Annotated in this window: 21 protein-coding genes and 2 pseudogenes; 12 read left to right on the plus strand and 11 right to left on the minus strand. The window is 70.3% G+C overall.

From position 1 onward, the window contains the following. Positions 1 to 379: 379 nt before the first annotated feature. Together ACWCPW_RS47895 and ACWCPW_RS47900 are read left to right on the plus strand one after the other, a co-directional pair. Positions 380 to 1,111: a tyrosine-protein phosphatase gene (locus ACWCPW_RS47895; protein WP_449767947.1), complete on the plus strand. Its 732-nt coding sequence runs from the start codon at positions 380 to 382 to the stop codon at positions 1,109 to 1,111. 357 nt (positions 1,112 to 1,468) lie between these two features. Beyond that, positions 1,469 to 1,786: a hypothetical protein gene (locus tag ACWCPW_RS47900; protein WP_449767948.1), complete on the plus strand. Its 318-nt coding sequence runs from the start codon at positions 1,469 to 1,471 to the stop codon at positions 1,784 to 1,786. A 722-nt stretch (positions 1,787 to 2,508) separates the two neighbouring features. Here ACWCPW_RS47900 and ACWCPW_RS47905 read toward each other — a convergent pair. The 3 genes from ACWCPW_RS47905 to ACWCPW_RS47915 form a co-directional block, all read right to left on the minus strand. Then, positions 2,509 to 2,634 carry a hypothetical protein gene (locus ACWCPW_RS47905; RefSeq protein ID WP_449767949.1) on the minus strand — a complete coding sequence of 42 codons (126 nt, stop codon included), beginning with the start codon at positions 2,632 to 2,634 and terminating at the stop codon, positions 2,509 to 2,511. A gap of 321 nt (positions 2,635 to 2,955) precedes the next feature. Further along, a complete protein-coding gene (locus ACWCPW_RS47910; RefSeq protein ID WP_449767950.1) occupies positions 2,956 to 3,618 on the minus strand; it encodes a response regulator in 663 nt (220 codons plus the stop codon). Next, the gene (locus tag ACWCPW_RS47915; protein WP_449767951.1) at positions 3,593 to 4,765 is read right to left on the minus strand and encodes a sensor histidine kinase; all 1,173 of its coding nucleotides are present in this window, start codon (positions 4,763 to 4,765) and stop codon (positions 3,593 to 3,595) included. The genes ACWCPW_RS47910 and ACWCPW_RS47915 overlap by 26 nt, the downstream gene beginning before the upstream one ends. Positions 4,766 to 4,940: 175 nt before the next feature. Between ACWCPW_RS47915 and ACWCPW_RS47920 the strand changes: the two genes are divergently transcribed. The 3 genes and pseudogenes from ACWCPW_RS47920 to ACWCPW_RS47930 form a co-directional block, all read left to right on the plus strand. Then, positions 4,941 to 7,211, plus strand: a complete 2,271-nt coding sequence (locus ACWCPW_RS47920; RefSeq protein WP_449767952.1) for an MMPL family transporter — start codon at positions 4,941 to 4,943, stop codon at positions 7,209 to 7,211. Positions 7,212 to 7,418: 207 nt separating this feature from the next. Continuing rightward, positions 7,419 to 7,814, plus strand: a complete 396-nt coding sequence (locus tag ACWCPW_RS47925) for a hypothetical protein (RefSeq protein ID WP_449767953.1) — start codon at positions 7,419 to 7,421, stop codon at positions 7,812 to 7,814. Between the two features lie 47 nt (positions 7,815 to 7,861). Further along, positions 7,862 to 8,132, plus strand: a pseudogene (locus ACWCPW_RS47930) (class I SAM-dependent methyltransferase); the annotation flags it as partial. A gap of 143 nt (positions 8,133 to 8,275) precedes the next feature. On the opposite strand, the gene ACWCPW_RS47935 reads toward ACWCPW_RS47930, so the two are convergent. From ACWCPW_RS47935 to ACWCPW_RS47945, 3 genes are all read right to left on the minus strand, one after another. Further along, positions 8,276 to 8,659, minus strand: coding sequence for a hypothetical protein (locus ACWCPW_RS47935; protein ID WP_449767974.1), 384 nt, complete (start codon positions 8,657 to 8,659; stop codon positions 8,276 to 8,278). A gap of 409 nt (positions 8,660 to 9,068) precedes the next feature. Next, a complete protein-coding gene (locus tag ACWCPW_RS47940) occupies positions 9,069 to 11,141 on the minus strand; it encodes an NACHT domain-containing protein (protein ID WP_449767954.1) in 2,073 nt (690 codons plus the stop codon). A 497-nt stretch (positions 11,142 to 11,638) separates the two neighbouring features. Next, positions 11,639 to 11,806: a hypothetical protein gene (locus ACWCPW_RS47945; RefSeq protein ID WP_449767955.1), complete on the minus strand. Its 168-nt coding sequence runs from the start codon at positions 11,804 to 11,806 to the stop codon at positions 11,639 to 11,641. A 1,031-nt stretch (positions 11,807 to 12,837) separates the two neighbouring features. On the opposite strand from ACWCPW_RS47945, the gene ACWCPW_RS47950 reads away from it, so the two are divergent. Beyond that, a complete protein-coding gene (locus ACWCPW_RS47950) occupies positions 12,838 to 13,260 on the plus strand; it encodes a hypothetical protein (protein ID WP_449767956.1) in 423 nt (140 codons plus the stop codon). Positions 13,261 to 13,399: 139 nt separating this feature from the next. Here ACWCPW_RS47950 and ACWCPW_RS47955 read toward each other — a convergent pair whose 3' ends face one another. After that, positions 13,400 to 13,654 (minus strand): hypothetical protein, encoded by a 255-nt coding sequence (locus ACWCPW_RS47955; RefSeq protein ID WP_449767957.1) that lies wholly within the window; start codon positions 13,652 to 13,654, stop codon positions 13,400 to 13,402. Between the two features lie 47 nt (positions 13,655 to 13,701). Further along, positions 13,702 to 14,193 (minus strand): hypothetical protein, encoded by a 492-nt coding sequence (locus ACWCPW_RS47960; RefSeq protein WP_449767958.1) that lies wholly within the window; start codon positions 14,191 to 14,193, stop codon positions 13,702 to 13,704. Positions 14,194 to 15,028: 835 nt separating this feature from the next. Here ACWCPW_RS47960 and ACWCPW_RS47965 point away from each other — a divergent pair. Next, positions 15,029 to 16,762, plus strand: coding sequence for a pentapeptide repeat-containing protein (locus tag ACWCPW_RS47965; protein WP_449767959.1), 1,734 nt, complete (start codon positions 15,029 to 15,031; stop codon positions 16,760 to 16,762). A gap of 219 nt (positions 16,763 to 16,981) precedes the next feature. On the opposite strand, the gene ACWCPW_RS47970 is transcribed toward ACWCPW_RS47965, so the two are convergent. Together ACWCPW_RS47970 and ACWCPW_RS47975 are read right to left on the minus strand one after the other, a co-directional pair. Next, positions 16,982 to 17,293 carry a hypothetical protein gene (locus tag ACWCPW_RS47970; RefSeq protein WP_449767960.1) on the minus strand — a complete coding sequence of 104 codons (312 nt, stop codon included), beginning with the start codon at positions 17,291 to 17,293 and terminating at the stop codon, positions 16,982 to 16,984. Beyond that, positions 17,238 to 17,528 (minus strand): hypothetical protein, encoded by a 291-nt coding sequence (locus ACWCPW_RS47975; RefSeq protein WP_449767961.1) that lies wholly within the window; start codon positions 17,526 to 17,528, stop codon positions 17,238 to 17,240. The genes ACWCPW_RS47970 and ACWCPW_RS47975 overlap by 56 nt, the downstream gene beginning before the upstream one ends. A 143-nt stretch (positions 17,529 to 17,671) precedes the next feature. On the opposite strand from ACWCPW_RS47975, the gene ACWCPW_RS47980 reads away from it, so the two are divergent. The 4 genes and pseudogenes from ACWCPW_RS47980 to ACWCPW_RS47995 all read left to right on the plus strand — a co-directional run bounded on the left by ACWCPW_RS47980 (position 17,672) and on the right by ACWCPW_RS47995 (position 20,763). Next, positions 17,672 to 18,730 carry a hypothetical protein gene (locus ACWCPW_RS47980; RefSeq protein ID WP_449767962.1) on the plus strand — a complete coding sequence of 353 codons (1,059 nt, stop codon included), beginning with the start codon at positions 17,672 to 17,674 and terminating at the stop codon, positions 18,728 to 18,730. 970 nt (positions 18,731 to 19,700) lie between these two features. Then, positions 19,701 to 19,802: pseudogene (locus tag ACWCPW_RS47985) on the plus strand (IS5/IS1182 family transposase); the annotation flags it as partial. 20 nt (positions 19,803 to 19,822) lie between these two features. Beyond that, the gene (locus ACWCPW_RS47990) at positions 19,823 to 20,080 is read left to right on the plus strand and encodes a hypothetical protein (RefSeq protein ID WP_449767963.1); all 258 of its coding nucleotides are present in this window, start codon (positions 19,823 to 19,825) and stop codon (positions 20,078 to 20,080) included. 458 nt (positions 20,081 to 20,538) lie between these two features. Further along, positions 20,539 to 20,763 carry a hypothetical protein gene (locus ACWCPW_RS47995; protein ID WP_449767964.1) on the plus strand — a complete coding sequence of 75 codons (225 nt, stop codon included), beginning with the start codon at positions 20,539 to 20,541 and terminating at the stop codon, positions 20,761 to 20,763. A gap of 691 nt (positions 20,764 to 21,454) precedes the next feature. On the opposite strand, the gene ACWCPW_RS48000 is transcribed toward ACWCPW_RS47995, so the two are convergent. Continuing rightward, positions 21,455 to 21,811 (minus strand): phage baseplate assembly protein V, encoded by a 357-nt coding sequence (locus tag ACWCPW_RS48000; protein ID WP_449767965.1) that lies wholly within the window; start codon positions 21,809 to 21,811, stop codon positions 21,455 to 21,457. Here ACWCPW_RS48000 and ACWCPW_RS48005 point away from each other — a divergent pair. Beyond that, positions 21,761 to 22,048, plus strand: coding sequence for a hypothetical protein (locus ACWCPW_RS48005; protein ID WP_449767975.1), 288 nt, complete (start codon positions 21,761 to 21,763; stop codon positions 22,046 to 22,048). The two genes, ACWCPW_RS48000 and ACWCPW_RS48005, sit on opposite strands and share 51 nt — an antisense overlap. The last annotated feature ends 213 nt before the right edge of the window (positions 22,049 to 22,261 follow it).

The raw sequence follows: 22,261 nt of genomic DNA on the forward strand, positions 1-22,261 counted from the left end.
CGACGTCCACGACTACCCCGTGGGACCGCTCCGCGCCCCCGAGTTGGTCGACACCCTCGCAACGCTTCTCACCATCCTGACTCCCTGAACACCCCGGACGCCGCTCTACCGCTGGACCCTGGACCTCCCACGCCGCGACGCCGACGCCGACACGTTCCCAACACCGTCAATGCCCGTTTGCAATCCCGAAGCAGTCGCTGCGGGTTCAGCTCACGAGCGGGTGCACGGCCGGCCGGCGACCGTGACTTTGATCCGCCCGAACCGAGGCGGTTACCCGAATGCGACCCGCCGGTTGTGCGCCAGGCCAGATCGTGTTGCGCCGCGCGCGAATGGAGCGACGCCGCGGGCTCGCCGCAGTCGGCGGGTAGTGTCGGCGATCATGCGACGCCACATACCGTTTCGACGCCTGCACAACTTCCGCGACCTCGGCGGCTACGCCGCAGCCGACGGACGAATCGTCGCCTGGGGACGCCTGTACCGCTCGGACTCGCCGGCCAACCTCAGCGGCGGCGACGCGGAGCAGTTCTTCGCACTCGGCGTACGCACGGTCGTCGACCTGCGGCATCCCCACGAGATCGACCGGCACGGCCGGATCGCCGCACACAGCAGTTTCGCGTACCACAACGTATGCACTGAACATCGGCCGTGGGACCAGGCGTCACTCGGGCCCGATACCGACGTCCCTCGCTTCCTCGCCGACCGCTACGCCGAGTTGGCGGTCGACGGCGTCGCGCAGATCCGCCAGGTGCTGGACATCCTCGCATCCGCCGACACCCCGCCGGCGGTGTTCCACTGCGCCGCGGGCAAGGACCGCACAGGCGTCATCGCGGCACTGGTACTGGCACTTCTGGGCGTCGACGAGGAGGACATCGTCGCCGACTACGTCCTCACCGAACTCGCCACCGACCGCCTTGTCGCCGATCGACGGGCCAAGCATCCCGACCGGCCGATCACCTGGCCCGGATGGGGCCGCGCGCCGGAGGCCGCGATGCGACTGTTCCTTGCGGAGAACGCCGCCGAGTACGGGTCGCTCACCGGCTACGCCGCCGAGCGTCTCGGTGTTGACCACGGGCTCGTCAAGGCCCTCCACGCCCGGTACTTGACCGGCTGAGCGCCTGCCCGGGCCGTGAATCGCGGTGGCCGCACGCTGAGTGGAGGGCAGGTGAGTGGCAGGTTCTCAGGCGATCGGGCCGGGCTGGTTGGATAGCGCAGCGGCCCGCAGCGCGTAGCCGCGGGCGAGCAGTTCGTTCGCGATCCGACACCGTCCGAGGTCGCCGGGCCGGCTGGTGGTCGGGACTGCGACAAGTGCGATGAGCGACTGAGACCGGATGCGCGGCTGACGGATCCGACCGGGAAGTTCGCCCTGCGGCGCCGACAGCGGCACCGCCAAGGCTCCGCGGCTGGCATTCCCGCGCCCGAGGCCGGGCGGAGCATACTTCCATGTACACCAGAGCCCCTGAGGAGCATTGTGACGGAGCCCAGGCCGGGTGGGTCTCGTGAGATCGCGACCGGCACCAGGATCTGCGACGTGCCGTGGCAGGCGTGTCCGGAACACGGCAGCGCGATCTACCGGCTGGCCGAGCTGACCTACTGCGGAAACGGCGAGTGCGAACGCGTGTGGGAGACCAAACAGGCCGAGTGCGCGAACCCGGCCGCGTTCCGGTTCGTCGACATTGCCGGAAGCGAGTGCGTCATCTGCCCGGGACACGCGGTCGACTTCAGAAACCAGGGCGCGGGTACGATGACACCGCTCTTCGAACCACAGGACCCCCGGCACGCGACCTGAAACCGAATCGGCACGACGAACCGGCCGAGGCCGGACACGGACCGAGGTCGATACCCGGTCATTGCCGCCTTCGTCCTCGACGACCACCCCCGCTGCGCCGTGCGACCTACCCCGAAACCCCCCATGAAGTTGTGACGAAATGTTGTAAGTCCCGTAGGGGGTCGAGCGGTTCCCGGCGCCGGCAGGCTGCCGGCCGCGACTGCGCCCCGTCCCGGAGGTGTGTGCGGTCCGACGGTCGAGCATGAGTGCCGCCGCGGCATTCGCGATTGTTGCCGAACGCGACTTGAGCCCGATTGCCCAGATGGCCTGTACGCGGATCGGCGACGACGTCACGTTGGACAGGGAGAGCCGGCCGCTGCCGCGCGTTCGACGGCGCCGAGCGTCTTTCGGCCCTCGTCCGGAACGCCCACAACGGTCATCGAGCGCGTGCGAGGTGGGGCGCTCGCCGTGCGGCCTCCCCGGCCGGAGACGGGGCGTTGCCGCGTGCCGACCGACCGGCCTGGCCGCCGGCGGCTACGGCTGTCGTTTGTTCGCCGCCACGCACCCGGACTTGGGGACGGAGCCCGGCTCGGCGCGCGTTGACGGGGATCCGGTGGGGCGTCGACCGACCGTCGCCGACGCGCCCCCGGCGGCGTTGGGCGCGTTTGCGCACCGGCTTCGGCGGCCGGACGCGACTGCGCCCACCGTGCCCAGGGCGCCCGCGCGCGCTCGGTGAGCGTTGGTCACGTGGTCCGGGTGAAGGCGAAGCGGTCGCCGGCGGTGGTGGTGTGGGCCAGACCGTGGGGGAGCCGGCTGTTGGCGGTGTCGATGCCGATTGCGCCGGTGGTGGTTTCGTGGGTGAAGTACACGGATCCGGTGGCGAGGTCCTGGAAGGGGGACAGGCGGCGGACGAGGACGTGGGTGGCCTGGGTGCTCTGGGTGTCCAGGACCCTGCACGGTTCGCCGGAGTCAGCTGCTGCCGGTCGTCGCCGACCTTGAGGACCAGGGCGTGGGCGTCCTGCGGGTCGCCGGTCGTGTGGAGCGAGGCGCAGATCTGGCCGGGCCGCAGGGGTCCGCAGTCCTGGTCGGGTTCCTGGACGATTGCCAGGAAGTGGGTGCCGCCCTTCACGCCTGTGAGGGCATGTACCTGGTCCGGGCGGGGACTCAGGGGACATGGCCCGGCACCCGGCTCAGGTTGCGGGGAGGATACGGCGCGTTTCGTAGGCCCACATCGCGATCTCGACCCGGTTGCGGGCGCCGAGTTTGGCCATCAGGCTGGCCAGATGCGTCTTCACCGTGCTGAGGCTGATGTGCAGTGCATCGGCGATCTCGGTGTTCGTCAGCCCGCGAGCGACGGCGAGGAGCACCTGCTCCTCGCGGGCGGTGACGGGGGAGACCGGCTGGGCCACGGGCCGGCCGGCGGGCAGGTCCGCGAACGCCTGGAGCAGACGGACGGTGACGCTGGGCGCAATGAGCGCCTCACCGCCGGACGCCGACCGTACGGCCTGGGCCAGAAGGTCTGGTCCCGTGTCCTTGAGGAGGAATCCGCGGGCGCCGGCACGCAGCGCGCCGTAGACGTACTCGTCGAGGTCGAAAGTGGTGATGACGACCACGGCCAGCGGCTCGGCGACGCCCGGGCCGGCGACCGACCGCGTGGCCTCGAGCCCGTCGATCACGGGCATGCGGATGTCGAACAGGCAGACGTCGGGGCGCAGTTCGCGGGCCAGACGTATCGCTTCCCGTCCGTCGGCGGCCTCGCCGACCACCTCGATGCCGGGCTGGGCGTTCAGCATGATCCGCAGCCCGGTGCGAATGATGGTCTGGTCGTCAGCGACGAGGACGCGGATGGGCACCGCTCTCGGTCCTCCCTCTCGGCAACTCGGCTTCGACACGCCAGCCCTGGTCGGCGCCGGGGCCGGCTTGTAGTCTGCCGCCGAGCAGGGCAGCGCGCTCGCTCAGTCCGGCAAGTCCGTATCCGGCACGGCCTCGGCCGGTGCGGTGGCCATTGTCGCGCACGCTCACCCGTACCGTGTGCCGTTCCGCGGTGACCCGGACGACGACCTCGGTCGCGTCGACCGCATGGCGCATGGCGTTGGTCACCGACTCCTGCACAATGCGGAAGACGGCCGCGTCCACGGCCGGGGGCAGCGTGTCCAGTTCGCCGTCGAGCCCCAGGTCGACCCTGAGGCGACCACCCGGGGTGCGCACCAGGCGCTCAAGATCCGCGACACCGGCAGGCGGCGCCAGCTCGGCCCCGGCCCCGCGGTTGCGCAGCGCGGCGACCATGGCTCGCATTTCCTCCAGCGTGCGCGCCCCTTCCTCCTCGACCCCCTCCAGCGCCTCGACGGCCGCGGACGGGTCGGTGCTCGCGAGCACCTGGCCCGCCTGGGCGCGGATCACCATGGCCGAAACGTGGTGGGCCACCGTGTCGTGCAGTTCCCGGGCGAGCTGCTCACGCTCGCGGGAGCGCACCTGCTCCAACTGCCGCTCGCGAGCGCTCACCCGGAACCGCACGGCAGCCCCGATCAAGCCGGGCAGCAACAGGAAGACAAAGCCCCCGACCTGTTCGGCGGCCGAGGTTTCGTATGTGACGGTACACAGCGCGAAGGCCGTGGGGATCACCGCGCTGCCCAGCACGATCTCCCGTCCCGATCCCCACCGGGGCAGCGCGTACACCAGCACGAGCACGACCGCGCCGGTGTCCAGGCCGACGGGCTCGCGCGGTGCGGCGACCAGCGAGGCCAGCTGGAGCACGATCACCGAGCCGAACGCCAGCGTGACCATCGCCAGTGGTCGGGTCCGGCGCCACAGGGGCAGCAGGCACAGCCATACGGCGAACATCACCGCCACCGGCCGCCACACGACGTTCTCGCGCAGGGTTGCCTCCAGCACCACACCGCCCAGGCCCGCGGCGAGCAGCGCCCAGTCCCGCCACACGCGGGCGGGCGCGTCGGGCGGCCGGGGTTCGGTCCACAGGGTTCGCAGGTCGTCTCGCAGCACGGTTCTCAGCCTAGGGACCGCGCCGTGCCGCGCATCGGCCGAAAGGACGGGGCGTCGCTCCGCCCGGGGGCCGAGGGATCCGCGGCCCGCGAGCCGATGCCGCAAAGCGCCGTGGCGACGAACCTCGGCATCGGCGGCCGTACAAGGACGGCCGCCGATGTGGTTGGAGGAACCGATGCTCTCGAAAGTCCTGTTGCGCCTGGGCACAAGCGCCGCCCGCCATCCCTGGCGGGTGATCGCGGCATGGCTGATTGCCGCCTCGCTTGCCGTCCTCGCCGCGATCGCCATCGGCGGGAGGACCGCGGACTCGATGACCGCTCCGGGGCTGGACTCCCAACGGGCCGCGCAACTGATCGAGCGGGCCGGCACCGGCCAGGAGGGGATGACCGCCCAAGTGGTCGTCACCCCCCTCGACGGCGGTGCGACGTTCTTCGACCACGGCAGCGCGCGCACCGCTCTCACGCGGCTGCAGACCGAGGTGCGGCGGCTGCCGCACGTGCTCGGCACGAGCGACCCGGCAGGGGCACTCGACGCAGGAGAGGACACCACCGTGCGCGGCGGCCTTGTCTCGGCCGACGGGCGGATCGCGGTCGTCCGGGTGCAGTACCCCGACCAGAGCCGGCTGTCGGCCAAAGACCTCGACGCCCTCGTCGATCTCGGCGACCGGCTGCGCGCCGAACTGCCCCTGCGCATCGAGATGGGCGGGAACCTCTTCTACGCCTTCTCCGACCCCGACGGCGGCGCAAGCGAGCTGATCGGCATCCTCGCCGCGGCCGCGATCCTGTTCCTGGCGTTCGGTTCGCTCGTCGCCGCCGCGCTGCCGATCGGCATGGCGGTCTTCGGGCTGACCGTCGGGATTGCCACGATGACGGTACTGGCGGGGGTGACGGACGTCCCGACCTTCGCCCCGGTCCTGGGCAGCATGGTCGGGCTCGGAGTGGGCATCGACTACGCGCTGTTCGTGCTCGCCAGGCACCGGGAGTACCTCGCGCGCGGGCTCGATCCCCGCGAGGCGGCGGGGCGAGCGGTGGCCACGGCGGGGAGGCCCGTGGTCTTCGCCGGCGGCACCGTCGTCGTATCGATCCTCGGCATGGCGGTCGCGAACGTACCGTTCATGACGGTGGGCGGGCTCGCCGTCTCGATCGTCGTCCTGACCATGGTGCTCGCGTCGGTGACGCTGTTGCCGGCCTTCCTCGGCGTCGCCGGCCCACGCCTGGCCCGGGCAGGCCGGATCGGCCGGGCTCTGCAGACCGGGAAGCTCGGCCGACTCGCACGGCGGCGGGACCCGGCGGCAGGCGCCGCCCACGCCGCCGGGTGGCGCCGCTGGATCGGGCACGTCAGCCGGCACCCGGTGCCGTACGCGGTCGGCGCGGCGGGGCTGCTGCTGACCGCGACGCTGCCCGTGCTCGGCCTGCGCGTCGGCCTGCCCGACGACGGCTCACTGCCCCACAGCCGTACCGAGCGCCGGGCCTACGACCTCGTCGCCGAGGGGTTCGGCCCGGGCACCAACGGTCCCCTCGTCATCGCCGCGGACCTCAGCGGTGATCCGGGAGTGCTGGACCGACTCGTCGCAACGGTCGCGGCGGATCCGGGCATCGCATCCGTCGCGCCGACGCACATCGATCGGGCCACCGGCGTCGCGACCCTCGTGGTGTTCCCGACCACCAGCCCTCAGGACAAGGCCACGGCCGACACCATCGCCCGGCTGCGCACCGACGTACTGCCCACGGCGATCGGGCACGGCCCGGCCAGGGCCCACGTCGGCGGTGCCGCCGCGAGCCTGTCCGATGTGGGCCAACGCACCAGCCAGCGCCTGCCGGTGTTCGTCGCCGCCGTGCTGGCGATGTCGTTCCTGCTGCTGATGCTGGTCTTCCGCTCGATACTCGTACCGCTCAAGGCGGTACTGCTGAATCTGCTGAGCATCGGTGCGGCCTACGGCATCATGGTCGCGGTCTTCCAGTGGGGCTGGGGAGGCGCACTCATCGGGCTGGAGGCGACGGTTCCGATCGTGTCGTTCATCCCGATGTTCCTCTTCGCCATCCTGTTCGGCCTGTCGATGGACTACGAGGTGTTCCTCCTCTCCCGCGTACGCGAGGAGTACCTGCGCACCGGCGACAACGGCACGGCGATCGTCGAGGGCGTCTCGGGCACCGCCCGGATCATCACCTCGGCCGCCCTCATCATGGTGGCGGTCTTCCTGTCCTTCGCCGTTGCCGAGGATCCCTCCATCAAGATGTTCGGGTTCGGCCTGGCCACCGCGATCTTCATCGACGCCACGGTCGTGCGCATGGTGCTGGTACCGGCGACCATGACACTCCTCGGCCGGGCCAACTGGTGGCTGCCGAAGTGGCTGGACCGGATGCTTCCCCGCGGCCCGGTCGGCACCGACGACACCGACGCGGAATCCACTGGTGAGGCCCCGCGTCCACGGCTGGTTGACCGTTGACTCAAACTCCTGCCCGCCCTTGGCGTCCTGCACCTCAGCGCGTCATCCGGGGCGTGCCTTCAATCGCCGGCGTGCTGAGGGATGATGTCGGGTGTGATTCGACGTCACGAGTTGGCCGATGCGGAGGGGAACGCGTTGCGGCCGCATCCTCCGTCGGGTGCGATGGGCCGCCGGCAGTTGGAGGGTGCGGTCGCGAGCGCTGCGAGCGTGGCCACGGATTTCGAACCGATCCGAGCCGAGCTGCGAGCGGTCCGGGCCGAACGCGACGGGCTCAAGGCCGCTGTTCAACGCAGCTCGGGCCGGCGGGTCGACCAGGCCGGCTCTGCCGAACTCGTGGCCCGTATCCGGGAGTTGATCAAACAGATGGAGGTACGGGACGAGACCATCAAGGCTCTGACCAGCGAGCGGAACGAGCTCGAGCACGTGCTGGAAGAGGCTCAGGACGACCTGATTTCGTCCCGGACAGCTCTCCGGGACATGATCCGGGCCCAGAATGCCCCACAGGACGAGGTTCACTGGGATCAGGTCAGTGCGCCGACCCGCTGGTCGAGTTCCCGGGCGGCGGGCACCGTCGTGCGGCGGCAGGCGCGCATCTCGGTGTGACCTTGCGCGTCGACCGTTCTGTCAGTGGCCTCATCCAGGGTCGCCCGATGACCGAGCTCTCCCATCCGGCCGCTGTCCGGGAGTCGTTCGACACCGTCGCAGCGGCCTACGTCACACGGGTCTTGGCCCCGGCCCTGCTGGATCCGTTGTCACGCGCGATGTTCGTCGCGTTCGCCGAACTCGTGCAGAAGGCCGGCCTCGGACCGGTCGCGGATCTGGGGTGCGGACCCGGCAGGGTCACCGCGTATCTGGCCGAGCCGGGGTTGTCCGCGTTCGGCATGGACCTGTTCACCGAAGATGATCGGGCCGGCCCGACATCCCGGCGGCCGCACAGGCTCTGCGACCGTCGCGATCACGGGCGGACCCCGGTCGATCACGGTCGGCGCGATGCCTGGTCGCCGGCCGTTCGCTTCGCGAGGCCACCCGGTCTCCACCGTTTCGACGGGCCGGGGTGGACTGCTTCAGCCGGTCTTCTTGCGTGGTCGGGTCGGCGCACCACTCTTCTTCGTGCCGCTCTTGGTGGTTTTCGCTGTCGTTCGTTTCGGGGTGTCGGGGCGGTCCTTGGTGGCGGCTTTCACGCCGGCGGTGAGTGCGGACATGAGGTCGACGACGTTGTCCGCGGTCGTGGTGCGGTCGGCGGCTTCGTCGGGGTGCGCGCCGGCGGCCTTGGCCTCGACCAGGGCGTCGAGGGCGCGCTGATAGTCGTCGTGGACGTCGGCCAGGTCGAAGTCCTCGCTGAGGGTGTCCATCAGCGAGGCCGCCATCTTCAGTTCCTGGGGGCGGATGGTGACGTTCTCCGTGGGGGCGATGCCCTCGGGGGTCCGGAGTTCGTCCGGCCACGACATGGTCTGGAGGGTGAGGATGTCTCCCTGCGCGCGGACCAGCGCCAGGCCTCGCGGGTGGACAGGGTGAGCTTGGTGACCGCCGCCCGGCCCTGTCCGGCGAGGGCCTCGCGGAGTATGGGATCGGAGCCGGCGGCGGCCAGGAAACGCTGCGTCACCGACTCGGGCACGCGGGCCGCACGCCCGGAGGTGTTCCGGGCGGAGCAGGAAGCTCTCTCCTGCTTCTTGTGGCCGTCACACGCAGCGTTCGACGCCCCGTCGTGACCCCGCACCCCCGGCCGGGCGGCCGGCCCGAACCGGCCGGCCCGGGCCGCGGCCCGTCCGGCACGGCCCGGCTCGGTGTGCCCACTGCCGCGGCGCTCGTGCCGCGGCGCTCGTGCCGCGCCGTTTCGGTCCGTTCGGCGGCCGCGGGTCAGGGGGGTGGTGTGGGGTTGCGGGCGAGCCAGTCCTGGAGTTCGCGGTGGCGGAACTGGTAGGCGATCCCGGCGGTGCGCAGGAGCCCTGCGTCGGTGGCCCAGTGCAGGAACCGTCCCAGGCGCCACGGCAATGCGCGAGGGCCGATGCGAACACAGAGCAGGAACGCCACATACCGTATTCCGACGAAAGCACCCAACAGCCCGGCCTCGAGACCGAGTCCGAGCGCCATCACGATCCCGAATGCGAGTCCGCCGCCGTTCCCGAACACGAGCCCGGCCCCGAGTCCGAACGCGAGCCCGAACGCGAGTCCGGCCGCGAGGTCGGCGCGGACGAGGTCGCGTGGATCCCCGACCTCGGCCGTCTCTTCGTCGAGCCCGAGCCCGAGCCAGACCGCGAGCCCGAACGCGAACCCGACCGCGAACCCGACCGCGAGGCCGGCCGTGAGCCAGGCCGCGAGCCCCATCACGAGGCCGACCATGAGCCCTCTCAAAGCTGCGGGTCGGCCGTGTGCCGTGCGCAGTCCTCTCGGGTGCAGCCGATTGGGCGGGGGCCATACCAGGGACCGTTGGCAGACGAGCAGGAGGATGATCGCGTGCGATACCAGTCCCCACCCGAACGACCGTGATACGACGTCGTCGGTGGCGACGCCTATCGTGGCGAGAATCGGGAGGAGGGCTCCGGGGCTCAGCAAGGTGTGGACGGCGCGGGCGCGGTGGTCGCCGGCCAGTGGCCACAGTTCGTGGAGGACGAGGTCGGTTCCCGACAGGGTCCTGCCGCCCACGGCCCGCCCGGTGGTGGTGTTCGTGTCAAGGTAGCCAGCGAGGACACCCAGCCGGGTGTGGACCTCCTCGGGCGTGTAGCCCCGACCGTCTTCGGGTGCGGGGTGGGCGGCGGCGGCGCGGACGTAGAGCCGGTTGAGGTGGTCACGCACGGCCGCGTCCCCGTTCAACGCCGGCGACAACAGCGACCTGGGTTCGTGGACGTACGCGCCCGCGGCATCGCGTTGTTCGTGCACGGTCACCGCCATCGTCAGCCGCCACGGCGTCGACAACCCGCGCGCCAAGGGCCCGGACGGCGCGATGTCCAACGCGTCCAGGACGCCCTGCCACCGCGAGGAGTCGTCGACGCGCGCGAGGACGAACTCCCGGCCCTGGGCGGGGGTGACGCTGGTGATCTCGACGCGGGCCGCGCTCTTGACCCACACGTTGGACGCCTCGTAGGCGCCGCTGCGACAGGTCACCACGAGATGCGACCGGGCACGACCGAGCGCGTAGGCGTTCAACGTCGCCAACGCCCGCCGTGCCCGCGGCCCACCACCGGGACCCGGGCTGCCCGGCGGGGCACCGCCCGTGGTGCCGGTGGCGTCCATCTCGTCCAACCCGTCCAGGACCGGCAGGACCATCCCGGCCTCGACCAACGCCCGCGCGGCCGCGCGGGAGAGCCCGTGCACACGCTCCAGGTGCTCGCGCACCCACGTCTCGACCGCCACCTCCGCGTCCACGCCCGCGAGGGGCGCGGCCTCGGGCAGGGTGGTCCACGAGGCCAGGGACATCCGCACCGGCACCGGGTCCCGGGAGTCCCGGTTCTCCAGGAGCGCGAGGAGGAGTTCCAGAGCCAGGACGGTCTTTCCCGAGCCGGGGGCGCCGGTGATCACCAGGCGGCGAGGCCGCAAGCGGCGGTAGTAGTCGACGACGGTGCCCAGACGCCCGTCGGGGTCCGCGCCCTCGGCATTGTGCCCGGGTGCGGGAGACAGGACGAAACGCAGGTCGATGGGTATGTGGTCACCGCCCAACAACCGCGCCCGCTCCGGAGCCTCGGCGCGGGCGACCTTGACGGCCAGCCGGGCCGCCGCCGCGGCGACGTCCGCGTTCTGTGATCTCAGCGCGACCCACGTCATGTACGCCGACCACACCGCGACACCCAGCCCCGCCAAGGCGATCACCGCGCTGACCGGGTCCGCGTCACCCAGTTCGACTCCCGGTGACAGGCCCCACACCGCCACAGCGACCACACACCCCGCGCACAGCACGGCCCAACCCCACCCGGCACGTCCCCCACGTTCCCCCATGACAGGATCATTGCCGCCCGGGCCACACGATGCGAAGGACTTCTCGGAAAGCGACGGGCCCCCACCGATCGACCGCCTGCGATGTCAGCCCGCCGACGCCCACCACCGGCACACCACCGCCCACGCGATACCGAACACCTCCCCGGGATTCACCCCCGCCCGCGCCGCCCGCCGCGCCGCACCCGCCGCGTGGCCACCGCCTCCGGAACCTCGCGCAGATCCGGGTGCTCCAACGCCCGGTCGGCGTCCGCGTCAAGCCCCCACCGGCCGTGCATGTCCGTTGCGGCGCCCCGGAGGGGCCCGACCCCCGCGCGGGCCCGTGTCCGGGACGCCGGTCGGCCCGCCGGCCAGGGGGTGCGCACGTGTGGCCGGAGGGCCGATCGTGGCCGTCGGACCCGGATGGGGGAGGCAAGGTCTGCGGCGGCCACGCGCGAACGTACACGCCCCCACCGGCACGGGTGACACGGCCGGCGGGCCGACCGGTTCGTCCCCGGGCGTCACGTCAGATCGGCGTCCGGTGTGGCGAGGCGGTGCGCGGTGACCCGCCGCCACCCGCGCAAGGCCCTCGCGACGTCGTGGTTGAGGTCGGTGATCGCGCGGGCGGTGGCGTCGGCACAGATGGGGTGCAGGCCGGGGACGACCGTGCGGGCCTCGGTGTCGGTCACGGCTCCAGGCGGATGCGGCGGTAGTTGCACGAGTGCAGGTTCGGGGCCGATTTTCGGTCCGCCAGGTCTCGCGTGCGTACAGGTCGGCGAGTTGGGCCGGGGAGGGCGGGTCCATGCGGGGCTCGGCCATGTAGCGGTGGTCCGTCGGGTCGTGCGGGCACAAGCGACGCGTCCACGTCCGGCCCGGAACGCGTGGGCGTTCCACGTCGACAACGCGAACACGGCGAGGGCGCCGGACCGCGGCCGCGCCGAGGGCGACGCGTCATCGGCCCCGCCATGGTCCAGGTCGACCACTGCCGACCTGGACCGGGCCCTCGCCGCTCTGCGGTCATCAGGGCGTATGCGCGGGCGAGTTCCACCAGCGCCGCGGACGCCTGTCCTGCCGACTTCTCGGTGACGGCCCGCGCTTCGGCACCGATGGCCGTGAGCAGTGCGTTGCGGGCATCGGCGACGGCCGCCGGCTCCACTACTCGAATCCGTGCCGGGATCTGCCGGATTCCATCGCCGGTCGCAACTTCGGTGGGCTCCGGCTCGTGGTCGGTCATGAACACTCCCTGGGGTCGATGCCGGGGTCCGGCGCGAACGTGGTGGGTATTCCACGGCTCGCCGGCAAGCTCATCCAGGACGGTGGAACGAGCCATGCCGCTCGCGGTGAGGATGGCCGATACAGGTCGATACCTGGCGCGGAACACTCACCTGGAGACTGAGCAACCGATGACGACAACTTCGCCGACGCGCTGACACTTTCTCCGCTTTCGACAAGCAGTTTCGCCATGAGGTTTGTCAGCGGGGGGTGCCGTGGCCGGTGGCTGCGATCGGTGGGCGGTTGTCCGCGTCCTCGGGTTCGCCGCGGTGGGTGAGGTAGCCGGCGGTGATCGGGATTGCCTACTCCGGCCAACCAGCCGCCCGAATCAGCCAATCGCCGCCACAACGCCGTACTCCTCTCCCGTCACAGTGAATGATCTCGAAAGCGCATCGGGTGACATCCGATGCGCTCGAACCGACCCCGCCCGCCCAGCCAAGGAGTATCCGTGACCACCAGCAAGTCCGAGCCCCTCGAGGTGACCCTCAGCGAGGAAGCCCGGCAGGCCCTCGCGGAAGGCGCCGCGCCCGAGGCACCCACCGCTGTCACCGAAGCCCGCGACCAACTCCTGCGCGCCATCGGCCGCGAAGCCGAACACGTCGTCGCCACGCACGCCGGCGAGGCGTCCAAGGCGCTCGTGGAACTCGCCCACGCCTTCACGCTCGCGACCTCCGGCGCACCCGTCGCAACCGCGCGCCTCATCAGTGGGACGGGCGTCATCGACCTGGCGGTCGACTTCAGCGGCACGTTGTTGACGCTGACGCCCCAGCTCGTGGTCGGCGAGGCCGAATCGGATGTGAATTTCAGGGCACCACTCAGGATCAGCGTGACGGGGACGAACTCCGGCCCGGCGACTACACCGGCGTCGTGACGACGACGTTCGACGCCGTAACTCCGGTGTAACCGGTCTGCGGACAAAGGCACGCCCCGGCAGGTGCGGTCGCCGGCGCCCGACCGCACCTGTTCGTCCTGGGGCAACGCGCCCCGTTCGATGCTGGTCATCGCGAGCATCAGGCCCACGTATGGAGGTCCGGATCGCCACCGGAGTCCCCGGTGGCGAGGGCATCGAGAACTTCGCGCAGTGTCCGGGTGTAGTCGATCTCCCGACCGGTGACCGGGGCACGGGCTGCGACATCCGCCAGGTCGGCCAAGATCTGCTGCGGAACGACCTGCCGGCCATCCCGTAGCGGCCAAGGGGTCGTCGACGCTGCTTCAACCAGCCGCCGAGCGTGCTCGGCGAAATCAGAGTGTTCCGAGTGCTCCATCGTGTCCTCCCGGTCTCGCGATGAATCTCTCTGTGAGATCGGCGGTGTCAAGCCGTGTGCTTGTGCATCACGTCGAGGTAGTGCCGGTCACGGTGCGGCACGTGGTTGTCCCGCCCGGGCAGGCTGAAGACCGCGCAGACGTCAGCGGGCTGGGCAAGGATGCTCGACTGCTCGCCGAAGGTGAGAGCGCTGTTGACCGAATGCCGGCAGCCGGCGCCGTCGAGGGCGGCGATCAGCTCCTCGCGGAGGATGGTGGCCCCGAACGACTCGGAATCAGGCAGGACGAGCGGCGGAAGTTCGGCGCTGGAACCGGGCCGGAGGTTGATCCGGATTCCACTGACGGACCGCTGAGTGACCACCAGCTGAAGCCCGTCCCAGGAGTAGGGGTAGCCGTCGATATCGGGCCCCTTCATGCGGTGGGCCGGGTGCGGGCGCCCCGGGCCGAGAAGGCCTTCGGCCTCAGCCAGCGACATTCCGCAGCTCAGGGGGCCGATCCGACCGGTGCGGGAGAAGTCGACGAGTACGTCCATCAGGGTCACGACAGTGACTGTGGCACTCTCCCGAGCCGGTTCGCATCTCGATATCGACGCGGTGCCGCGCTTGCGGCGCCTTGCCGGACGGCGACGAGTGGCAGGAGGCGCGCGGTGGCCGGCACGTCGAGTTCGCGTGGTGTCGGGCCTGCGGGCCTGCGGGCGTCGGAGTGTCGGCGAGGCGGTCGAGTAGGCGGTCCAGTGCTTCCTGGCCGTCGTCGACGGGCCGCGCGTTCGTCGTCGGTGAGGGGGATCGTGGCGGCCATTCTGCAAGTTGTCTTTGGCTTCGATGAGTTGGTCACCCCGGACAGATTCCACGTAACTGTGATGTTCACTGTGCCTTCGACAGCCCCGGAGTTGTGCGGCAATGTGAGTCCGGCGGTCACGGCTGCGTGGTCGCGACGGAGGCCGTTGGCCAACGCGCGCAGGTGGGGAAGGTTCACGGCTTCGGTCTTGTCGAGCCAGTCGTCGAGTTCGTGTCCTCGACGGGTGCTCGTCATCGTGGCGAATCCTCGCACTCGCTCGGTCAGGTACTCGAGTTCGGGACACACATCAGGCCCGGTCCGGGATCTCGCCGTCAGGCGAATCTCACCGCTCACTCGTTCCACGCGTTCGGCCGGCATTGCGTGCAAATGAGGCAACAGCGCATCAAGGCCTTGAAGTTCACACACTGGGCAGGGCGACAGCTCTCATGACGTTCGGTGACCGAATCACAAGATCAGTGCCCGTCAAGTGTCAGCGCGTTCGCCACGGGAAATGTCAGCGTTTCCGATGGGGCATCAAGTAGCCGACTCCGGGTTGATCGTCTGCAACCACGGGCTCACACAAGGTCGTCTCCGGTGGTATGACGTCACCTCCGGCGCCATCGCCCACACACCTGCCGTGGCCGCACTGCGCCCGGAACACGAGCACGGCCGCCCCGGTCGGTTGTATAGGCATCCGGGTCGCCGGACACGCCCGCTGCCTCGCCCACCTCGACCCCGCCGACCGCGCGGCCTATCTCGCGGGACTGAGCCCCGGCGCCGACGTCAACCACTGCGGCACCACTTTCGACGGCCCCCTCCTGGCCGAACTCCTCGACGCTCTCCGGGATCCGAGCACCACCCGTGCCCGCTTCGGTACCGCCTGGTTCGACGGCGCGACGTTCTCCGCCGACGCCCGCTTCGACGGCGTGATGTTCGGCGCCGACGCCCGCTTCGACGGTGCGACGTTCTCCGCCGACGCCCGCTTCGACGGCGTGATGTTCGGCTCCGACGCCCGCTTCGGCGGCACGAAGTTCCACGGGCAGGTGTCGTTCGACGACACCCGATTCGTCGGGCTCGCCATGTTCGGCCACACCCGGTTTCACGCCCACGCGAGGATGGTCAGGGCGGTTTTCGACAGCGAAGCGTTCTTCGGGGGGACGGTGTTCGAAAGGCACGCCAACTTCGCGAGTGCGATCTTCCGCGGCACCACGCTCATCGGCCCCTTGGAGTGCCGGGGAGGATTGGTGCTGGTCGGCACCGTGTTCGAGGTACCGGCCACGATCCAGGCGTCCGCCGCCTTCGTCGAGTGTGTGCGCACGCGGTGGGACTCGGCCGCCACCCTGCGCCTGCGCTACGCGCGTGTGGACCTGACCGACGCCGTACTCACCCACCCGGTCACCGTTGCCGCACACACCGCCCCCTTCCTCGACACCTACGGAGACCCCGTCGACGAGAGCGCGATGACCGGAAGCCCGGACATCCGCGTCACCTCGCTGTCCGGCGTGGACGCCGCCCACCTGGTCCTGACCAACACCGACCTGACCGAATGCCGCTTCTTCGGCGCCGTCCACCTCGACCAACTCCGCCTCGGCGGCGAGACCACCTTCGCGCGCACTCCGATCGGCTTCGACGCACGCCGAATGATCCCGCTGCGCTGGACCAACCGCTCGGCTCTGGCCGAGGAACACCACTGGCGTGCCCATGCCCCCGGCCGAGCCCGCCTCCGCCCGGGATGGACCCCCGCCCCGCCCCAACCGGGCCCGGCCACCTGCCCACCCGGACCACCCGCGCTCGCCGCGCTCTACCGCCAACTCCGCAAAGCCTTCGAGGACGGCAAGGACGAACCCGGCGCCGCCGACTTCTACATGGGCGAGATGGAGATGCGCCGACTCGACCGCCGCCCAGGCCGCAACCGCGCCGAACGCGGACTCCTCACCGCCTACTGGGCCCTGTCCGGCTACGGCCTCCGCGCCTCCCGCGCCCTGACCTGGCTGCTCCTCGCCATGACCACCACAGTGCTCGCGATGATGCTCTGGGGACTCCCCACGAGCGACCCCGAACCACACACCACGGGTATCCAGGCCCAGCCGGGTCAACGCGTCGACCTGATCACCGACAACCCCGAACCAACCCTCGGCGGACCGCTGCACGACCGGCTCACCGCCCGGCGCGCCGAGAAGGCAACGCGCGTCGTCCTCAACTCCGTCGTCTTCCGATCCAGCGGCCAAAACCTCACTACCGCAGGCTCCTACATCGAGATGACCTCCCGCTTCCTCGAACCCGTCCTCCTCGGCCTCGCCGCCCTCGCCATCCGAGGCCGCGTCAAACGCTGAAATCACTGACATTTGGTCGTGGCCGGATCCACTGACAAATTCAGGCTCTGGCACGGGAAGCGTGAACGCCCATCGTCGGCAGCCGGGTTAACGCCGGCGGGTCGCGATCGGTGCCGGTCAGCCGAGGGTGCACCGGGTGAACTCCAGGCGTCTGAAGATCGTTCACGCTTCCCGTGCCAGAGCCCCCAAAGGTGTGGGTGCGGAGCGGACGTATAGGTGTCAGTGTGCGGGGAGGTATGTCGTCTGCAGGACGTGGACGCGTTCGCTGCGTACCACGGTCAGGTACACGAACATGCCATCGTCGATGTAGGCGGTTGCCGCACGCGGATTGGGGCCCTCGTACGGCGTCTCGTCGAGATACAGGGCCTCGGCCGCGCGGACTATCTCCGCGACCTCGGTCTCGATCAGGGCGACGAACGCCTCCGGGCCCCGCCCACCACGCTCGGCTGGTCGGGTTCGTACTCCCAGCCCCAGCTCACACGTCCACCGCGGCGTAGGCGGCCCGCAACAACTCGCCGGTGACCCGCACACCGCGGGCACGCACCCGCGGGTCGTCGCTGACGGTGTCGACCTGCTCGGCGTGGTGGTAGCGGAACGCCAGATCCGGGTGACGCTCGATCTCCGCGATCGCCGCCCAATGCCGCAACCAGCCCCGCAACGGGTCGAGCCAGGTCACCGACGAACAACGCGCCGTACTGCGCCCGCCCGCGCGGTCCGCGCCCGCCGCCTGCGCCCCGATCCGGGCCGACGCCGATCCGGACGTCATCGCCTACGCGGACCGGCACGCGGCCTACGGCAACTTCCGCGACCAGGCGGCGGTCCACGTCGGCGGACAGGGCGCGTGATCGCCTCCGGACTGGCGCGCGGGCGGCGCGTTCGGTGTCAGAGAGCGGTGGCAGCATGATCGAAATGAAGTTCACTCGCACCACTCCTTCGCGTCCGGTCGACGTCACCGCGGTCTTCCCCGAACTGGCTCCACTGGCGCGGGCTGCGGTACGACTGCACCCCCGCCCCGGATCCCCGAGCGTGCACGAGAGTTCCGTCGGGGGGCCGCTGCGGTGGCCCGCCGACGAGCCGTGGCCGCACTGCGACCGACCGCATCCGGACAGCGGCACGGCCGAAACACTGACGGAGATACGGCTACGGCACGTGGAATCACGATTGCGTCGCGACCCCGACGACCCCCGACACGGGCCTGAGGAAAAGGCGATCAGGGAGCGGTTGGAGCGGCTGCGTGAGGGAGTCGGCACCGGGGGCGGTCCGGTCGCGATGCTGCCCGTGGCCCAGCTGTACGTTCGGGATGTACCCCTGCTCCGACCGCCCGGGAACGCCGATCTGCTGCAAGTCCTGTGGTGTCCCTTCGACCACTACCTCGAGTCGGGCGACTACATGCCCTCGACCGCCCTGTTCTGGCGATCGGCCCGCGAGATCGTCGACGTCCTGACCGCACCCCCGGAGCCGTTCGAGGCGCAGTCCCACTACGTGCCCCAGCCGTGTCTCCTCGCACCCGAGCCGATCGTCGAATACCCCAACCCCCTGGAGTTGGGCCAGGAAGCGAGACAACGGTTGCAGGACCCGGACGGATGGCGCACGGTCGGCGAGGAACTCGACAGGTGGCAGACGGACGACGTCGACCCCTATCCCGAATACCCGGAGGACTTCTACCGGGACCACCTGTCCACCGCTCCCGGCTGGAAAGTCGGCGGCCGGCCCCACTGGGGCCTCACCGATCCCGGCATCCGGCATTGCACCGCGTGCGAAACCGAGATGGTTCCCCTGCTGAACATCGACTCCAGGGAATGGAACAGCATCCAACACAGCTGGATCCCCCACGAAGACCAAGCTCCCGAGCCCTGCGCCGACGACGCGGACGACCCGACCAAAGTCCAGATCTTCGACCTCAACCATCTGCAGTTCTACATCTGCCCCCACTCCTCCGAACACCCACACACGGCCATGGTCCAGTAGACCCGCCCCCGAATGGACCGCCGCGCCCCAAGACCGGCGGCATCGACTCTCACTCCGGCTCCCCAAGCCTCACGCCGCCCCCGTGACGGCCGGAACACGGCGCAAGCCACCGGCCGCGATGACGGCGGTAACAGCGACCACGGCGGTGCGGCTGGAGACCACCAGAAGGGACCGGACACCGCCGTCCCATTCCACGCCCGACGCCGAGAAGGCTCCTCGCCCTCGGCCAAAATGCGCGGGAATCCATGGGCTGGGCCGGACCGGCCGTCGTCCCGCCCGAACACCGCCTCCCTCCCGCCCCCCGGCGAGGTCCAGGACGTCATCCCGCACCACCACCCCATATGGCCGATACCGACCCCGGCAGCATCGCCTACGGGGGCGGCGGTTGAGCCGCCGCCGGTGAGCCGCCGGGGCATCGGCGCCGGTCCGTAGCACCCGGCGACCCGGCCCATAAACGGCCACTTCGTCGTGCCCTGCCCGGAGCGACCCGAAGCACCCCCCGCCACCAATCCCCTCGAATCTCACTGCGAACCTCACACCCACCGAACACGAACACCCCCACTCGACACCGCGGTTCACCACCGCGTGCCGAGTTCGGTGAGCAGCCCCACCCGTTCCTCGCTCAACGAACTCCGCCGGTTGCGTCGGTTGTTGACCCACATGCCGAGCCGCAGGTCGACGACCCCGCCGCCGCCCTTACGCCCACCTGCCGATGTCTTCGCCGCCTGCTCCGTCCCGGCTGTTTGAGTGGGGATTCAGGTATAAAGTGCGGCAGTAAGTCGCTGTGCTGTCAGTGGCCTTCGATGTGATTTGCTCCTCACGTGTCTCTCCTCGGCTGGGAGGCTCCAGCTTCGAGTTCCTGTTTGCTCCGCTTCTCGGGCCTGGATTCCGTCTGGTTTGTTGATGTCACAGAAACGCCCTGGCAGCCAAGTACCGTTCTAGCTACCGTCGTTCGTGTAGCAGCTCTGCCGTGAGCCAGCGGAATCCGTACCCCAGCGACCTGTCCGACGCCCGACGGGCCCTGATCGAGCCGACATTGACGGCCTGGAGAAAAGCCCGACTGGACCGTAGGGTGATCGTGTGGATGGACGCGTGAAGGTTCTCCTGACGCCGATGGGCAACAAGATCAAGTATCAGGTCGTCGGCACCATTCACTGCGTTCGACCAGGTCAGGGTGAATTGCCCAGCACGCGAACGTACGGCAGGGACGATCTTGTTTGGTTGAGCGTTTTCGGCTCCACGAAAGCCGTCGCCGACTTTCTGCGCCTCGGCAAGAGAACAGCCATGGTCACGAGTCTTTACGATCTTGGATACTCCTGGTGTGACCGCCTCATGCTCCGCAAGGGGTAGCGATCGACGGCCGGCGAGTCCGAGATCTTCGCCCTCCCCTTACGCGCGCACCTGCCCAAGGCCGGCTTCGCCTTCACCGGCTTGACCGGCACGGAGGCGACCCGACGCATCACGGCGTTCGGGCGCCTGGACGTGACGTTCACGGTCGCCGGCGTACTCGGCGGCACCAGGGAGGTCCAGGTGAGCGTGGATCCGGACCAGATCGCACCGACCGTGCGACCATCGCCCCGGACCCGCCCGGCGCGGTCCGAATCGCAGCCTTCCGGGCCGGCCGGTGGCACTTGCCGAAGGACAACGGATCGCAGGCGCCCGCACGCGGTGCGCGCGGCTTCCGACGCGAGCTGGTCGGAAGGAGGACGATGTCCGGGGCGGGATCGCCCTTCTCGTGTCCGGGTCGAAGCGATCGTGCGGGCGGTTGTGGGGCGTTCGGCCTTCCTGGGGGCTCGTGTCTTCGCAGGGTGGCCGGCCCGTTCTCGCAACGGGGTTTCACCGCCCGCTCGATCACCGGCGGACTCGCCTACGGAACCCGCGGCGAGGAGGCGGCGGCACTTCGTCCGCAGTGCGGCATCGAGGAGCTGCCCGCGCGCGCCGCGACCCCCTGGGCGATCGTCGACGGGCGGGCGATCGTGCTCACCGACCGACGCGGGGCCACCACCGTGCACGCGCTCTCCCCGATCCGATGACCTCGGCCGGAGCCGGAGCCTCCGCACAGGCCGAGTACCGCCGACGTAGGCGCCTGCGGCGGCCGCCGTTCCGCGCCGCCTACGTCGCCATGCCACCTGCGGCGGCATCGGGACCTCCCCGCCGGCCCCGATCCCACTGCGGCGAACCCGAGGACGCTGCCGTCGTGCGAGCGGGTGGGACCGAGCGGTGCGGCTCGGGCCCGTGTACTCGGGGAGTTTGATCTGGGGGTGATTGAGCATCGGCGTCGTCGTGACCCTCTTTGACCGCCACGGCGCCGATTGCGGGGTGGCGGTCAGGTAGGTCCAGGCGTCCCTTGCCGATTTCCCGACACCACGTCAGGCCGGCACGCGTCACCGGATCCAAACCACCGGGTCGTTGGGCCGGTCGAAAATGGGGAGGACTGCGCGGCGGCTGACGCTGGCCGGGGCGGCGCCGGGTGTGCCGGCGGTGATCACCAGAGCGTAGGCGCGGGCGAGTGGCGTCAGTGCGGCGGTTGCCCGGCCCGGTTGCGGGGCTGCGGCGTTTTCGGCCTCGTCGCCGATGGCGCGCAGGAGTGGGTCGCGGGTCCGCCGACGTCCCGTACGGCCTCTGCCTGTTCGAACCCGACGACCTGCCATCCACCCGACGGGGCAATCCATGGCACCCGACGGGGCCGCGAAGTTGCAACTCAGCGGCCGGTGGCCCCGTCGATCAGCGGAACATCGCCATGCGTGCCGGGTGTGTCCACACCGTTGTAGAGGCCCCGAGAACGAAGGGTCGATCGAGCCGACCGTGTTCGAAGCCCACAAACACCTCGTCCCCGATCTCGGGGGGAGGAGGCCCCGGCACCGCCCCATTGCGCGATGCGGAGCGTGACGCCTTGCCCGTCGGCGGACACGACCTTGGGGCGGCCGTCGTGCTTTCGTCGTCGCCAGGGCACAGGCGCGGGCGAGTTCCAGTAGCGCCTCGGACGCCTCGCCGGCGTGCCTGTCCGCGACGTGTTCGGCTTCGCGACCGATGGCCCGCAGCAGTCGAGGGCGACGCGACAACGTCGGTTGCGACATCCACAACGACGACTCCGACTCATTCGTCTACGTGGACTCCGTCCACGGCGACCGCAAGACCAACGACCTCGACGGACGCCTGAACGACCGCGCCGGAGAACTCACCGGCCAGGCGACGGACATCTCCACACCCGGAAGATACGGCTTCGAGTGGAACCGCTACCTCCAGGTCCACTTCGGCACCGACTACTCCCCGCACGCGCGCGGGCGCATGGTGGACGTCTACGACGTGAACGACTGATCGCCCCAGCGTCCTCGGCCTCCGCGACCGATTCCCACGCCCGACCGCTGAGTTCGACGAGAGTGCGACCGGGTGCGGGCCCTTGTGACAGCAGCGACACACCCGTCCGGTCTGCATGCCTGGGCGCGCAGGTTGTCGTTGTCGTCCATGTGGGTGGCGATACGGGCCTCGGGCGGCCCGACGTCCTCCAAGAACCTGCGCCTGCGCGGCCGG

This window comes from Embleya sp. NPDC001921 (assembly GCF_053594475.1).